Source organism: Vibrio sp. STUT-A16 (assembly GCF_026000495.1).
GTDB classification, from domain to species: domain Bacteria; phylum Pseudomonadota; class Gammaproteobacteria; order Enterobacterales; family Vibrionaceae; genus Vibrio; species Vibrio diabolicus.
On record NZ_AP026766.1, the window covers coordinates 1,627,508 to 1,643,261 of the forward strand.

At 46.6% G+C, this 15,754-nt stretch carries 13 protein-coding genes and 1 pseudogene; 13 read left to right on the forward strand and 1 reads right to left on the reverse strand.

Annotation, left to right across the window (positions count from 1 at the left end; translation table 11 throughout):
• Positions 1-4: 4 nt before the first annotated feature.
• The 7 genes and pseudogenes from cyoB to OO778_RS24005 all read left to right on the forward strand — a co-directional run bounded on the left by cyoB (position 5) and on the right by OO778_RS24005 (position 7,197).
• Positions 5-2,041: a cytochrome o ubiquinol oxidase subunit I gene (gene cyoB / locus OO778_RS23975; protein WP_005375781.1), complete on the forward strand. Its 2,037-nt coding sequence runs from the start codon at positions 5-7 to the stop codon at positions 2,039-2,041.
• Positions 2,031-2,633: a cytochrome o ubiquinol oxidase subunit III gene (cyoC, locus tag OO778_RS23980; RefSeq protein ID WP_005375782.1), complete on the forward strand. Its 603-nt coding sequence runs from the start codon at positions 2,031-2,033 to the stop codon at positions 2,631-2,633. Before cyoB ends, cyoC begins: the two co-directional genes overlap by 11 nt.
• Positions 2,633-2,944: a cytochrome o ubiquinol oxidase subunit IV gene (cyoD, locus tag OO778_RS23985; RefSeq protein ID WP_005375783.1), complete on the forward strand. Its 312-nt coding sequence runs from the start codon at positions 2,633-2,635 to the stop codon at positions 2,942-2,944. The genes cyoC and cyoD overlap by 1 nt, the downstream gene beginning before the upstream one ends.
• Complete coding sequence (gene cyoE / locus OO778_RS23990) at positions 2,905-3,825, forward strand: heme o synthase (protein WP_031780178.1); 921 nt, start codon at positions 2,905-2,907, stop codon at positions 3,823-3,825. Before cyoD ends, cyoE begins: the two co-directional genes overlap by 40 nt.
• 362 nt (positions 3,826-4,187) lie before the next feature.
• Positions 4,188-5,291, forward strand: a complete 1,104-nt coding sequence (locus tag OO778_RS23995; RefSeq protein ID WP_074190876.1) for an NADH:flavin oxidoreductase — start codon at positions 4,188-4,190, stop codon at positions 5,289-5,291.
• 695 nt (positions 5,292-5,986) lie between these two features.
• Positions 5,987-6,283, forward strand: a pseudogene (locus OO778_RS24000) (FAD-dependent oxidoreductase); the annotation flags it as partial.
• Positions 6,284-7,002: 719 nt separating this feature from the next.
• Positions 7,003-7,197, forward strand: coding sequence for a BBE domain-containing protein (locus tag OO778_RS24005; RefSeq protein WP_257887786.1), 195 nt, complete (start codon positions 7,003-7,005; stop codon positions 7,195-7,197).
• A gap of 105 nt (positions 7,198-7,302) precedes the next feature.
• Here the strand turns inward: OO778_RS24005 and OO778_RS24010 are convergent, their stop codons facing one another.
• Complete coding sequence (locus tag OO778_RS24010) at positions 7,303-8,193, reverse strand: LysR family transcriptional regulator (protein ID WP_074190877.1); 891 nt, start codon at positions 8,191-8,193, stop codon at positions 7,303-7,305.
• A gap of 155 nt (positions 8,194-8,348) precedes the next feature.
• Between OO778_RS24010 and OO778_RS24015 the strand changes: the two genes are divergently transcribed.
• The 6 genes from OO778_RS24015 to OO778_RS24040 all read left to right on the forward strand — a co-directional run bounded on the left by OO778_RS24015 (position 8,349) and on the right by OO778_RS24040 (position 15,616).
• Positions 8,349-8,747 carry a RidA family protein gene (locus tag OO778_RS24015; RefSeq protein WP_170893292.1) on the forward strand — a complete coding sequence of 133 codons (399 nt, stop codon included), beginning with the start codon at positions 8,349-8,351 and terminating at the stop codon, positions 8,745-8,747.
• A 72-nt stretch (positions 8,748-8,819) separates the two neighbouring features.
• Positions 8,820-10,280, forward strand: a complete 1,461-nt coding sequence (locus OO778_RS24020; protein WP_257887787.1) for an aldehyde dehydrogenase family protein — start codon at positions 8,820-8,822, stop codon at positions 10,278-10,280.
• 69 nt (positions 10,281-10,349) lie between these two features.
• Positions 10,350-11,339, forward strand: a complete 990-nt coding sequence (locus OO778_RS24025; RefSeq protein WP_203347363.1) for a membrane dipeptidase — start codon at positions 10,350-10,352, stop codon at positions 11,337-11,339.
• Positions 11,340-11,448: 109 nt separating this feature from the next.
• A complete protein-coding gene (locus OO778_RS24030; RefSeq protein WP_005390956.1) occupies positions 11,449-13,050 on the forward strand; it encodes a BCCT family transporter in 1,602 nt (533 codons plus the stop codon).
• 101 nt (positions 13,051-13,151) lie between these two features.
• Positions 13,152-14,888, forward strand: a complete 1,737-nt coding sequence (locus tag OO778_RS24035; protein ID WP_258616126.1) for a hypothetical protein — start codon at positions 13,152-13,154, stop codon at positions 14,886-14,888.
• Positions 14,885-15,616: a DUF3726 domain-containing protein gene (locus OO778_RS24040; protein WP_074190880.1), complete on the forward strand. Its 732-nt coding sequence runs from the start codon at positions 14,885-14,887 to the stop codon at positions 15,614-15,616. Before OO778_RS24035 ends, OO778_RS24040 begins: the two co-directional genes overlap by 4 nt.
• Positions 15,617-15,754: the final 138 nt, after the last annotated feature.

Below are 15,754 nucleotides of genomic sequence, written 5' to 3' on the forward strand. Positions count from 1 at the left end.
CGTAATGTTTGGAAGATTAACTCTTGATTCAGTTCCATTCCACGAACCTATTATTGTCATCACCCTAGCGGTTGTGGCGCTGGTTGGTTTAGCCGTAGTTTACGCGGTGACCAAAGCCGGAAAGTGGCAATATTTGTGGAATGAATGGTTTACTTCAGTAGACCATAAAAAACTTGGCTTCATGTACATCGCAGTAGCGATGGTGATGCTTGTTCGTGGTTTTGCTGACGCAGTCATGATGCGTAGTCAGCAACTCCTTTCTTCTGCGGGTGAAGCAGGTTACTTACCACCGCATCACTACGATCAAATTTTTACTGCCCATGGCGTGATCATGATCTTCTTCGTAGCGATGCCATTGGTCATTGGTCTGATGAACATCATCGTGCCATTGCAGATTGGTGCGCGTGACGTAGCTTTCCCGTATCTGAATAACTTGAGCTTCTGGCTGTTTGTTGTAGGTGTCATCCTAACAAACATGTCTCTCGGCTTAGGTGAATTTGGTCGTACCGGCTGGTTGGCGTATCCGCCGCTTTCAGGTATTGAGGCTAGCCCAGGAGTCGGGGTCGACTATTGGATTTGGGCGCTGCAGATATCAGGTGTTGGTACGACGTTAACAGGCGTGAACTTCTTCGCGACCATTTTGCGTATGCGTACACCGTCTATGCCAATGATGAAGATGCCAGTTTTCACTTGGGCGTCTCTGTGTGCAAACATTTTGATCATCATTTCATTCCCAATCCTAACGGTGACTATCGCTCTGCTTACGCTGGATAGATACCTAGGCATGCACTTCTTTACCAATGATCTTGGCGGCAACGTAATGATGTACGTCAACCTGATTTGGGCTTGGGGTCACCCAGAAGTGTACATCTTGATCTTGCCAATTTTTGGTGTGTTCTCAGAAGTCACCGCAACCTTCTCACGTAAAAAGTTGTTCGGTTACACATCGCTAGTTTGGGCTACCGTAGTTATCACGATTCTTGCCTTTGTCGTTTGGCTACACCACTTCTTTACGATGGGGTCTGGCGCGAACGTAAATGCCTTCTTCGGTATTGCCACGATGATCATTTCTATCCCAACAGGGGTGAAGATCTTCAACTGGCTATTCACGATGTACAAAGGCCGCATCCGCTTTACGACGCCAATGATGTGGACGGTGGGCTTCCTTATCACCTTTACTGTTGGTGGTATGACGGGCGTACTAATGGCTGTTCCGGGCGCAGATTTCGTTCTGCATAACTCAGTATTCCTTATCGCTCACTTCCACAATGTTATCATCGGTGGTGTGGTGTTTGGATGTTTCGCTGCGATCACTTACTGGTTCCCGAAAGCGACCGGTTTCACCATGAATGAAACTTGGGGCAAACGCGCGTTCTATCTTTGGATTATTGGTTTCTTAATGGCGTTCTTACCGCTTTACGCGCTGGGCTTCATGGGGATGACTCGTCGTTTAAGCCAAGACATCAACCCAGAATACTTCCCACTGTTGTCGATTGCCGCAGCAGGTACGGTTGTGATTGCGCTGGGCGTATTGTCTCAGTTCATCCAAATTTACGTGAGTATCCGTGACCGCGAGCAAAACCGTGATCTAACTGGTGACCCGTGGGGTGGTCGTACTCTTGAGTGGGCAACATCGTCTCCACCGCCGTTCTACAACTTTGCGCACCTACCAAAAGGTGATGTGCTGGATGCCTTCTGGTACCAGAAACAAAGTGGCGAGTTCGATCCAACTAAAGAAGTGGAATACGAACGTATTCATATGCCAAAAAACACGGCAACAGGCATCTACGTGTCGGCTTGGTCGCTCCTATTTGGCTTCGGCATGATTTGGTACATCTGGTGGCTAGCGGCAGCAAGTTTGGTCGGTATTATCGTGACGTGTATTCAGCACAGCTACAACGATGACGTGGATTACTACGTGGAAGTTGAAGAGATCAAAGCAATTGAGGCCGAGCGTCGAGCTCAGCTTGAAGAAGCGAAGAAAAACTCAGTGAAAGACAGCGAAAGTAAAGATGATCTGGAGGTGACGTATGCAAACTAATATCGCAGCACATCACGACCATGATCACCACCATGACACGAATGGCAACAAGCTATTTGGCTTTTGGGTTTACCTGATGAGTGACTGCGTACTGTTTGCGACCTTGTTCGCGACATACGCTGTTCTGTCGAGCAATTCAATTGCGGGCCCAACAGGTAAAGACATTTTCGAACTCCCATTCGTGTTTGTCGAAACCATGCTGCTGCTGTTTAGCAGTATCACATTTGGTTTCGGCATTATCGCGATGAAGCGCAACAACGTTGCTGGTCTCAAACGTTGGATGTTAGTAACGTTCGCGCTTGGTCTTGGCTTTATCTGTATGGAGGTCTATGAGTTCCATCACCTGATTGAAGAAGGCTATGGTCCACAAACAAGTGCATTCCTATCGGCATTCTTTACGTTGGTTGGTACGCACGGCCTGCACGTAACCTTTGGTCTGATTTGGTTAGCGGTAGCGTACCATCAACTGTCGACGAAAGGTCTGAACGACAATATGGCAATGCGCTTTAACTGCTTAAGCCTATTCTGGCACTTTCTAGATATCGTCTGGATTTGTGTCTTTACCATCGTTTACTTACTGGGAGTAATGTAATGGATCAACATGTAGAAACCAGTTCGTCAGATTACGTGAAAGGCTTTATTGCCTCACTGATTCTGACGGTAATTCCGTTCTACTTTGTTTGGACGAAATCATTACCAGATACAACGACCTATGCGATTCTATTTGGATGTGCATTAGTGCAGATATTTGTTCACTTTAAATACTTCTTGCACATGGAAACAAAAACATCCGACGGACGTTGGAATCTTGTATCACTGATGTTTACCGCCATTGTTGTACTTATCCTTATCGCTGGCTCGGTATGGATCATCTACAACATGAACGTCAACATGAAGTTGTAGGTCAAGGTATGCTGAAAAGTTATTTGTCTATCACTAAACCGGGCATTATTTTCGGCAACCTGATTTCTGTTGCGGCGGGGTTCTTCCTCGCCGCAAAAACAGAACCAGCCAGTCTAATGCTGTTCGTTACGACGTTAGTTGGTGTTGGGTTAGTCATCGCTTCAGGTTGTGTGGTGAATAATATTTTCGATCGTGATATCGACCAAAAGATGGCACGTACACGAAATCGTGAAACAGTGAAAGGCAACATCAATATCGATATTGCGTTTGTTTATGCACTTGCTTTATTGCTGGTAGGAACCGCACTGTTATTTATCCGAGTGAACCCACTATCCGCTGTCGTCGTGTTGCTTGGCTACGTGTATTACGTGTTCTTTTACACGATGTGGTACAAACGTAACTCGGTGTATGGAACCTTAGTGGGAAGTATTTCAGGTGCAGTCCCGCCATTAGTGGGTTATTTAGCGGTAACAAACTTTATTAGCTTGGAAGCGATTTTACTCTTTACCATGTTCTGTCTCTGGCAAATGCCGCACTCGTACGCGATTGCCATGTTCCGCATGCAAGACTACCGAGAAGCCGGGATTCCCGTATTACCAGTTAAAGAGGGCATTCATAAAGCGCATCGACACATGAAAGCGTATGTCGTGGCGTTTGGCGCAGTATCGTTGGGATTATTTTTACTTGGTGAAGCTGGGTATGAATACTTAGCGGTTGCAGCGGTCGTTTGCTTTATGTGGACGAAAGTGACTTTTCGCAGCATTGATGACAGCAACTACATCGCTTGGTCAAAGTCGGTGTTTAAAGTCTCACTGCTAGTGGTGATGGGGATTAGTGGTGTACTAGGATTAGAGCTTATTCCGTTGCCGTTTATTTATTGAGTTTGAAGTTCTTTAATATCACTTCCATGTAGCTCCCATTCTGAGAGCTACATGCTTTGCTAGACTCGAATTCATGCCTAAAAGAGATAATATGATTATCCCTTTTAACTATGGTCTTGGTTCATGTTTCGTCGTTTTACTCTTCTTTCAATTGTTGCAATTTCTTCATGCGTATTTATCTCACTAAACCTTAATCCAGATTAAAGTTTTGTCACCCACGAGGCATTAAGGTGCGCCTGTAGTTTGCAGGTCTCACGGATTCAGAGAAGGAACAGCCATACGTTGTGTATCGCTGTTCCTTTTTTGTTCTTGGTTACTTGGGAAAAGATAGAACCATAAAGACAACATTAAGAGGACTGGTTTTGAGCATTTTGTTTTCCGAAGCCCGCATTGGCAACATGACCCTAAAGAACCGTTTTGTGCGCAGCGCAACGTGGGAAAACATGGCGACCGAAGATGGCCACATGACGGATAAGCTTTACGATATTTACGAAGAGTTGGCGAAAGGTGAAGTGGGTCTAATTGTTACTGGTTATGCCAATATCGTGGAAGAAGAGAAACCCAACGCTGGGATGATGGGGATCTACAACGACTCTTTTATTGAAGAATACAAAAAGCTAACAGAGCTAGTACATCAACACGATTCTAAAATCGTAATGCAAATTGCTTACGGTGGCACCAAAACCACCTACAACGTCGGTGAGCGTGTCATCTTTGCTCCGAGTGACGTGCCTGAGCGTGGCACGAATACGCAAGGCAAAGCGATGACTAAGGACGAGATCGATTACATCGTAAAGGCATTCGCATTTGCGAGTAAACGTGCTCAAGACGCTGGTTTTGACGGCGTAGAGATTCATGCGGCACACACTTACTTAATTAACCAGTTTTTAAGCCCGTACTATAATCGTCGCGAAGACGAATATGGTGGTGGCTTAGAAAATCGCATGCGTTTCCTTTTAGAAATCTTTTCTGAAACCAGAAAGCTGGTTGGGAATACTTTCCCAATCCTTGTGAAGCTTACCGCGACAGAATTCTTTGACGGCGGTTTAACGTTCGATGAAACTCGCGTTGTTTGTAAGAAACTCGAAGAAGTGGGCGTTGATGCGATCATCGTGTCTGGCAATATTCACGGCAAAGCAAACGAACTTGTTGGTGAAACGTTCGATGGTTATACACTACAAGAAGAAGGTTACTTTCACGAATATGGGCACGTGATCAGTCAGGACGTTAACATACCGGTGATTACTGTCGGCGGATTGAGTGACATTGATGCGATTGAGAAAATTGCAGAAAACACAGATATCCAATTTTTTGCTGTGTCACGTCCTTTATTGGCTGAGCCTCAGTTAATAAAGCGCTGGAAAGAGGGTAATCGAGCGCCAGTGGATTGCGAGCGTTGCTCAAAATGCCGAACCAAACGTGGTAACTTTTGCGTAGTGTATAAGAACCGAAATCGTCGTAAATAACCCACCTTAAGTGACGGTATATCACTGATAAATAGTGCAATAGTCTTCTAAAACACTAAGAAGGCTATTCAATTTAATTCAATATCACTGCCTCTAACGGCTATTCACTATTCGCAGTCCGAAATATTTTTATAATCCTATTTAATTGATAAATAAAGGTCTTATAATTAATTATTAAAAATATTAATTATAAGACAAAGTTTCATATCTGAAACTAAATTGCATTCTAAACTTACAATGAACTTATTAATAATTAGGTGCGAGTGTCACGCAGGGTAAAGAATAGAGAAGGTGCTTTGAGGTGCGGTATCATTGCGATAACTATCTGATTTTTATAACTGTGTTTCAGCTTTATCGAACCCAAGAGAGTAAGGGAATTTGTGACCCTACGGTATCGTTACTGTGGGGCCTTGTTTATTTTCTGAAAATAGCTACTCAAACGTCACGTTTAATTGTGAGGGACTTGTATTAGCTTGTCGTTGCATTGTGCTTTGCAAGCCTCATGTAAAACGTGAGAGGCAACTAATATGAATAGTCTAGAAAATGCAACCATTGAACACTTTAAAAATCAATTTCAGGGTGATGTTGTTTTGCCCGGAGATCCTACGTACGACGAAGTTCGTCAAATCTGGAATGGCATGATAGATCGCAGTCCCGGTGTTATCGCTCGCTGCAAGTCTGCCGATGATGTCGTGATGGCGGTTAACTTTGCTCGGGATAACAATCAGCTACTTTCGATCCGAGGTGGCGGGCATAATATTGCTGGCAATGCGGTTTGCGATCATGGTGTGATGATCGACTTGTCACTTTTGAATCATGTTCAAGTGGATGAAAGCGAAAGAAGGGCTTTCGTTGAACCTGGCTGTACGTTGGCTGATGTCGATGAGGCCACACAAAAATATGGATTAGCAACGCCTGTCGGCATTAATTCAACCACGGGAATTGCGGGGTTAACGCTTGGTGGTGGTTTTGGTTGGTTGAGCCGAAAATATGGTATGACGATAGACAACTTGGTCTCTGCAAATGTCGTAACTGCAGATGGTCGTCAACTGCTCGCGAATGAGACAGAAAATGCTGATTTGTTCTGGGCGTTACGTGGGGGCGGCGGTAACTTTGGTATCGTTACGCGTTTTGAATTCCAGCTACATCCTGTCGGTCCAGAGGTGTTAAGTGGTCTCATTGTCTTTCCATTTGAGCAAGCGAAATCCATTATCACCCAGTTTGCGAAATTCACTGAGTCGGCCCCTGATGATCTAAGTGTCTGGATGGTGAGTCGGAAAGCGCCGCCACTCCCATTTTTACCTGAAAGCGTTCACGGAAAAGAAGTGGTTGTACTCGCGATATGTTATGCGGGTGACCCGGCTGAAGGTGAGAAGTTAATTGCACCGTTGAGAGAGTTTGGTGATGCACATGGTGAGCATGTTGGTGTACAGCCATTTGCGGCGTGGCAGCAAGCGTTTGATCCATTGCTTACTCCGGGTGCACGTAACTATTGGAAATCGCACAATTTTAACTCGCTAAGCGAAGGTGTGATTGATGCGGCGATAGAATACGCAGGTAAGTTACCATCGCCTCAGTGTGAGATTTTTATCGCCTCTCTTGGCTGCGCTGCCTCTAGACCTGAGCCCGAGTCTATGGCTTATTCTAGCCGTGATGCAAACTATGTGTTAAATGTTCATGGAAGATGGGATTTAGCAGAAGATGATGAAGCTTGCATAAGCTGGGCAAGGGAATTTTTTGCCCAGCTTATGCAAGTGGCGGAGCGTATATCAATTTCCTTACACAAGACGAAGCTGAACGTACAGAGTCTGCCTATGGTCCAACCTTTGCGCGTTTACAAGAAGTGAAGAAGAAGTTTGATCCAAATAACTTGTTCAGAATGAATCAGAATATCAAGCCAGAATAAGTGCAATAAGAGCGTCGTCATTTCATATGACCGGATCTGTCACTTAATATCAAATAATAGTGGCTCTAAAATCTAATGGAGCCACTATTAGCTAAAACCTTCGAACTACGTTTCTTCATCTTGATAGTTTAGATAACGTACACACAAATCATGAAACGCTTTAGCTTGAGGCGAGATCGTGCGGTCGGTCAACGTAAAGATACCAATTTGCCTTTCAAGCGGTGGATCGATAAGTGGGATCCAAACCAAGCGTGTTTCATTGGTTGGGAAAGCAAGCTTAGGTAGGGTCGTGACACCAATCCCAAGTTCTAAGACAGAAAACAGCGAAGTGATATTCTCGACCGAATAGAGCGCTTGCTCACTCAATGCTCTGGCAGGGGTTGGATCGAGAAGCGTACAGGTGCCGTTGCGAATGAAAGGTTGTTCGAGCAAAGTTTGCCACTCGATTCCCTCTGTTTTATTGGCAATCGGGTTATCTTTTAAACACACCACGCCAATGGGGTCGGACAACAGCGGTGTAAAGTCAATGCCGCCCTCATCAAGGTGAGAGGGGTTACCGAGCGCTAAGTCGACCTCACCGGAGAGTAGGCGAGCCTCGACGCCAGCGGCATTATCGTCTATCAAGCTTACTTCTACATTTGGATACTGTTCGCAAAAGGCGCCCAACACGCTAGGAATGAGCTTCGCTGCAACAGAAGGAACGCTCGCAATTCGCACTCTCCCTTGCTGTCCGGCAGCGGCTGCTTTGAGATCGTTGTCTAGTGCACTGTAGATATTGAGAAACTGAACCACTTTGGGAAGACAAATTTCACCAAACGGGGTCAATTTGGTTTTGTTTCCGGGTTCAAACAGCGTTTGCCCTAGAATTTTTTCAAGCTCTTTTATCGATGTTGACAGTGCCGCCTGAGAACGATTTGCACGATGTGAAGCGGCTCGAAAGCCTCCTTCCTCGACTACCATCACAAAATGCATTAATTGTTGAAGCTTAATACTCATCCCTAATGCCTCTTAATCCCTTTATTTACGTTATTCTCAATGAGGTGATAAGTTTTATTTATCAAATGTAAAAAATTTACCGTTAGATTTATCGCCTGTCAATGTGCATCATTTAACCATATTGAAACAAAGCTGTTACAAAGGTTGAAAGGCACGTGAATACTCCTACTAAAAAACACCCAGTTAAAACCAGTCTGTTTGCTTCTAAAGCGCCGCTTGAATGGGCGATTGTTAACAATGGAACTCTGTATACAGCACAAATTCCTATTGATGATACAGGCACGGTTGTTGAAGGTGGCATCGAAGCACAAACACGCCAAACCTTTAACAATCTCATTCACACCCTGGAGTGTGCCGGGGAGTCTTTGGACTCGGTTTTGCAGGTCCTGATTTACGTGACCGACAGAGAATACTTAAAAACCGTTAACCAAGTGTACGCAGAATACTTTGAAGCGCCGTACCCAAACCGCGCCGCCATGGTGGTTGCAGGGTTAGCACGAGAAGAAATGTTGGTGGAGTTTGTCGTCTACGCGTCGGCAAGCCAACCAGAATAAATCCAACAAGAATAATTGAGATCAGTGAGTGGGTGGCTTGCCATCACAAATCGGAAGAACAAGGAAAGAACCATGACTTTTATTAACAATGTTCAAGCAGAAAAATCCCTCTATATAGCAGGTGAATGGCAATCGGGCATGGACACCATCGCCAATATTAACCCTTCTGATATCAGCGAAAACATAGGCGATTTCGCACAAGCGAGTGTGTCGCAAGTAGAGCAAGCGATTCAAGCGGCTAAATCAGCGCAGCCAGATTGGGAAAAAACACCAATCGAGCGTAAACAAGCAGTGCTGCAAGCGATTGGTGATGAGCTCATTGCACGATGTGACGAATTGGGTACCTTGCTTTCGCGCGAAGAAGGCAAGCCATTTGCTGAAGGTCGAGGTGAGATTTACCGTGCCGGCCAATTCTTCCAATATTTTGCTGCTGAGGTACTGCGTCAAATTGGCGATAACGCTGCTTCCGTCCGTCCAGGTGTCTCCGTTGAAGTTACTCGCGAAGCCGTCGGCGTTATCGCCATTATCTCTCCTTGGAACTTCCCAACAGCAACAGCGGCTTGGAAAATCGCGCCAGCACTTGCGTTTGGCAACAGTGTCGTCTGGAAGCCTGCCAACCTAACTCCAGCAAGTGCCGTTGCACTGACTGAGATTATCCATCGCCAAGGTTTACCTGCTGGCACGTTTAACCTCGTTTTGGGTAGCGGTTCGCAAGTTGGTAATACCCTTATCAATTCGAAAGATGTGAACGGCGTGAGCTTCACTGGTTCTGTGGACACAGGCCGTAAAGTAGCGGCGGCAACGGCACCAAACTTTGTGCGTTGTCAGCTAGAAATGGGCAGCAAAAACGCGCTCGTAGTGGCAGATGATGCAGACATTCAAATTGCCGTTGAAGCCACAATCGCAGGCTCATTCTCGGGTGCAGGTCAAAAATGTACCGCGTCTTCTCGTCTTGTGGTTATGGACGGAATTCACGACGCGTATGTTGAAGCGCTAATCAAACGCATGAGCGAACTTAAAGTGGGTCACGCACTAGAAGAGGGCGTATTTATGGGCCCTGTTGTTGATGGTAACCAGCTGAATGCGAACTTTGAGTGGATTGAAAACGCTCGCCAAGCGGGCGCAGAGCTGGCTTTTGGTGGCGAGCGTCTGAGCCTAGAGCATGACGGGTACTACATGTCACCAACCCTGTTCTTGAACACACAAAACAGCTGGGAAGTGAACCAAGAAGAAGTCTTTGCACCAATGGCAAGCGTGATTCGCGTTTATGATCTGGATGAGGCAATTGCGGTCGCGAACGATACGCGCTTTGGCCTGACAGGCGGCATTATCACGCAAAGCCTGCGCAATAGCGCGATCTTCAAACAGCAAGTCCAAACGGGCTGCGTCATGGTTAACTTGCCAACTGCGGGTACAGATTATCACGTCCCATTTGGTGGCCGTAAAGAATCTAGCTTTGGTCCTCGTGAGCAAGGTCAGTACGCCAAAGAGTTCTACACCGTGGTGAAAACCGCTTATCAGCGCCCTTACTAAGAACAGCAGGGTAGCTGATGGTGTCAGCTACCCGCACTGAAAGGCTAAGAAATTGTTTAAGGAGTGGTTATGTACCAACAACGGATTGTGATTGACGGATTGCAGTACTGCAATTGGGATCGAGAGTACTTCCAAACACTCAAGGCGAGTGGCATTACCGCCGTTCATGCCACCATCGTCTACCACGAAACTGCGCGCGAAACCTTAACGCGTTTTGCTGAATGGAACTTGCGCTTCGAGCAAAATGCGGACCTCATCATGCCTATTTATTCAATGGCAGATGTAGAAAAAGCCAAAGCAGAAGGCAAAGTTGGCATCTTCTTCGGCGCGCAGAATTGCTCACCGATTGATGATGAAATTGGCCTGATTGAAGTGATGCGCCGCCAAGGTCTACTGATCATGCAACTGACCTACAACAACCAAAGCTTACTAGCGACAGGTTGTTACGAACAAAACGATTCCGGCGTAACTCGCTTTGGTAAGCAAGCGATTGAAGAGATGAACCGAGTCGGGATGATCATTGATATGTCCCACAGCGCGGAGCGTTCAACGTTGGAAGCTATCGAGCTCTCTTCGCGTCCAATTTGTATCAGCCATGCTAACCCGACGTTTGCGCATGACGCACTGCGCAACAAGTCCAACACCGTGATCAAAGCACTGACGGAGCGCGGTGGTTTGATTGGATTCAGTTTATATCCATTCCATTTGCCAAATGGCAGCCAGTGCACGCTGGATGATTTCTGCCAGATGGTTGCGAAATCCGCAGACATGTTTGGCGTTGACCATTTAGGTATCGGTAGCGATTTGTGCCTAAATCAGCCGCAACAAGTGTTGGAGTGGATGCGCAACGGTCGTTGGTCAAAAGCGATGGATTACGGCGAAGGTTCGGCAAGTAACTCGGGATGGCCAGATGCGCTGCCATGGTTCTGCGGCAGTGCAGGGATGGAGAACATCTACAACGGATTAATGCGTCACGGATTTAGTGAATCTGAGGCAGGAAAAATATTGGGTGAAAACTGGTTCAACTTCCTCAAAGAAGGATTAGAGCCTATTTCATAGTACTCCCAAAATTAGGAACCGCCTGCCTACATAACAACAATACGGCAGGCGTAAAACTCACATTTGTAGCCAGTCTTTGGCAGCTGCAAAGAACCTCTGGAGCCAGAGTATGTCTGATTTAACCAATAGCATGAAAGCTTCCACGATGAGCGTGTCATCGGGCAAGTCAAAAGCAACACACAACACATCAACAACAGAAAACACGACGGACAAATTGGGACTGAATAACCCGGCCTTTTGGTATAGCGGTGGTTTTATCGCGTTGTTCGTTGCTATTGCACTTTATGACGGCGAGTTGTTATCTACGATCGTTAACGCTGGCTTTGGCTGGGCAGTTCAGGTGTTTGGTCCTTACTGGCAGTTACTGCTGCTTCTCACTTTTCTTATTGGTCTTGGCTTGGCTGCAGGGCGAACAGGCAAGGTGATGTTGGGCGGGATTGCTAAACCAGAAATGGATTCTTTCCGCTGGATGGCGATTATTTTCTGTACCTTGTTGGCTGGTGGTGGCGTTTTCTGGGCCGCGGCTGAGCCTATCGCACACTATGTTAGCCCACCCCCTTTGTACGGCGCGCAAGATAACCCGCAGCAAGGTGCGGTGAATGCGTTGTCGCAATCCTTTATGCACTGGGGCTTTCTGGCTTGGGCGATTGTAGGTAGCTTAACTTCCATCGTGGTGATGCACCTGCATTACGACAAAGGCTTACCGCTAAAACCCCGTATTTTGCTTTACCCAGTCTTGGGCGAACGAGCACTTAAAGGCCAACTCGGTGCATTGATTGACGCATGCTGCATTATCGCGGTAGCCGCGGGCACCATTGGTCCAATTGGGTTTCTTGGCTTGCAGGTTAGCTACGCGTTAAATGCATTGTTTGATATTCCTGATGGCTTTACGACTCAGCTTATCATCATCTTGTTTGCGATTGCGCTTTACACCTTGTCAGCACTCAGTGGATTAAGCCGAGGCATGCAACTGCTTAGTCGTTACAACGTGATTCTGGCAATGGCATTGATGGTTTACATCCTGTTTTTTGGTCCTACGAATTTTATCTTTAACGGATACATTCAAGGGGTCGGAAGCATGTTGGATAACTTTATCCCAATGGCGACCTATCGCGGTGACGAAGGTTGGCTAAGCTGGTGGACAGTATTTTTCTGGGGCTGGTTCCTTGGTTATGGTCCGATGATGGCAATCTTTATTGCGCGTATTTCCCGTGGTCGCACTATTCGCCAAGTTATTTCAACCATCAGTATTGTGGCTCCGCTCACCACCTGTTTTTGGTTCACGATTGTAGGCGGCTCTGGCCTAGCGTTTGAAATTGCTGAACCGGGCAGTGTGAGTGCGGCGTTTGAAGGCTTTAACTTGCCAGGTGCTTTGCTTGCGGTGACTCAGCAACTACCAATGCCAATGCTGACTTCAATTCTATTTCTGATTTTAACCACGATCTTCATCGTCACGACGGGCGACTCAATGACCTACACAATCAGTGTCGTGATCAGTGGTGAAACGGAGCCGAATGCGATCATCCGTACCTTCTGGGGCGTAATGATGGGTGTGACAGCTCTGATCCTGATTTCGCTTGGCTCTGGTGGCATCTCTGCACTGCAATCTTTCATTGTGATTACCGCGGTTCCGGTTTCTCTGATTCTGTTGCCGTCACTTTGGAATGCACCGCAAATCGCAATCAAAATGGCGAAAGAGCAAGGGCTATAACAATTATCTAATTCAAACAACGTGGAGCTTGTGCGGGTGTTTTCCTCCTGCATCCGCACAAACCCTAGTATTCTTACAATAACAAATAGGTGGTGAGCAAAATGGATGCACATCGTTCTACTTATACGGAAGCAACTATGCGCGACGCAGCGATTGTCATGGCAGCCGAAAGGCTTGGCGCAATGCACCAAAACCGAATCAGCTTTGTTCGTAGCCTGATTCGTAATATGGCAAGCCAAAATTGGCAAGTAACCAAGCATGAGTGGCAACTTTGTCCGCGTGGTTATGGTCACGTTATTTACAAATTGACCACGCTAGAGCACGTTTATCATTTGGTGGTGTTCTGTGATGAAATTGCTGATGACGAGCGTAATGACCGCGTCATTGCTGAAAAGTGGGACGTCACATTCGCACTGGTTCAAGGCGATGTTGATGTTACTTTGTTGGAAAGATTGAGAGCAAATGTACCGCTGCAAGAAGCGGGACGTAATCCGAATAACGTGCTTGTTCTGGCTCGCGCAAACAAAAGCGTGCGTGTGTTTGAACACATTGTTAGCGCACTTTCTCAAGGCAAGCAGCCCGAGCCAAAAGAGCTGGCGGAAGTGGGTTATATCCTGCGTACCACAGCTGTGTATGGGAACGGAAAGTTTGGTATCGCCGATTTCAAACTGTTAGAGAATAACCCAGATTTCAGCCAGTCCTTTAGTGCGCAAATGTGTGCCGTATATATGTTGCGTGAATTCAGCCTGGATTGGGTGCACTACCTGGCACTTCAGCAAGGAGGCGACAACGCGGTGGCTTTGCATCGTGGCTTGCAGCGCTACCTTGGTGTCGGAAATGCTACTGGCTTAGGCATGGCTCCATACTTGATTAATCATCCGTGTATTGTTGACCAATGGATGACCTCTCGTGAACGTGCGGTAGCGCGAGTCTTTGCGATGCCATGTGAAGCGTCGTTCCATGCTCCTTTGCAAGGATTGCTGCAAAAAGCACAGCGTCATTTAGAGCAAGTCATCACCATCAATGAACATCAAGACAGGCTCAATCATCAAGCGATAGCAGACATCAAACAACTGCTATCGGAGCTAACAACGTTAATGGCATCACATCCGAACTGGGCGAGTTTGGTCGAGCATAAGAAAACAATGAGTGTGGAAGCCCAAGAAATCCTCACCTCTTGCTTGATTGAACTCTACCCATCTTTGGTGGATGAATTTGCCTGCCAAATGAATACGGATGAAACGCTATCGATTCCGGGCGGGAAAAAGATCCAAGATTTACTGGAAGTGTTGCAAAGCAAATACCGCTGGGCGATTGATGCAGATTACTCACTAGCCGAGAACAACTACTGGTTCTGGTATCGCTCGCAAGACAAAGAAGAGCCAAGGCTTGGTGTTCGTGGGGAGGAAGCAGGAGAAGAAAAAGAGCTGCCGCTTGATATCGGCAGACAAGTGAATCGCTTGTACCACGCCTTGCTTGGTTGTGATGTAGAGATGTCCGTAGCAGAGTTTCTGTTGCAGAACCCGACTTATCGTTCGATCACACGTCGTGTATGGACGTTAGGTAACCGAGCAATGGGTGATATTCAAATGAACGTGCTGCGCCAAGATGCACTGCCAATGCACTTATTGCGCTGTAAGTTGGCTATCTTTGGTGCGACTAAATTTGATCCACGCTCGGATCGTTGGGTTCGAGTAACCTTCTTCCAAGGCGCGCCGTTGTTGGATGAAATTCACGATCCTAAACTGGCGGACACATGGATTTTCCCGAGCATGCCGGAACGAGAAGAAATTGCGCAAAGTGACAATCAAAAAATCAACGGAGGATTTGCATTATGATCGTCTCTCACAACGAATTGGTGGCCGCGGTTAATAAGGCATTTCTTGGCATGCGCCGTCACTGTGGTGAGGCGGATGTCATTGCGAACATGGTGGCGGACTTGCAAATGGTTGGCTTGCACGGGGTGCGTCACTTTAATAACGCCAGCCTGTTTCTTGGGTTAGATTCGGACTGCGCCGTATCGGTGACCAACAGCACGCCATCGAGTATCGAGATGGATTTGCACAATGGCAGTGTGGCGTGCCACTTACCCGCAGTGTTGGATTTCGCACTTGAGAAAATGATCAACAGCAAGTCGATTACTATCACATTGAAACATTGCCATAACCGTTGGCTAGGTTTTAGTGAGTTGTTGAAGCTCTCTGCAAAAGGCATCGCGTGCCGTGCACAATGGGTCAATGGCTCTAGTCCAAAACGAACGCTTTATGTGTTAAACCGTGGACGAATCGCGCCAGAAGTCTTTTTCTCGGATCAGTTTGATGGGCATGATACGGATTTGCACAGTATGGTTATCGAACTCTCTGTGAACGATTTCGATATCGAGAAAAGCGCACAGGGATACACCATTCACATTGAAGGCGATGAGTTAAGCAACACGCAACAAGCCTCTTGGCAAAATGGTATTTTTGTCGAAGACCAAGAGTGGGAAACACTGAAACAAACCGCAACCGCGTTGCTGGTGGAGAACAGTGAGCGTTCCATGCAGGGCGCTGGTGGTGTGGTTTAAGCTCTGAAGGGACAGTGATTCCAAGTTTCAAGTGATGAAGGCTGCGGTTTAGCGGCCCTTTTTGTGCGTGATGTTCGGTCACTTCTTAGGTTCTAAGGCTATGATTATCGTTAAATACCAAGTAGAGCGACATAGGGA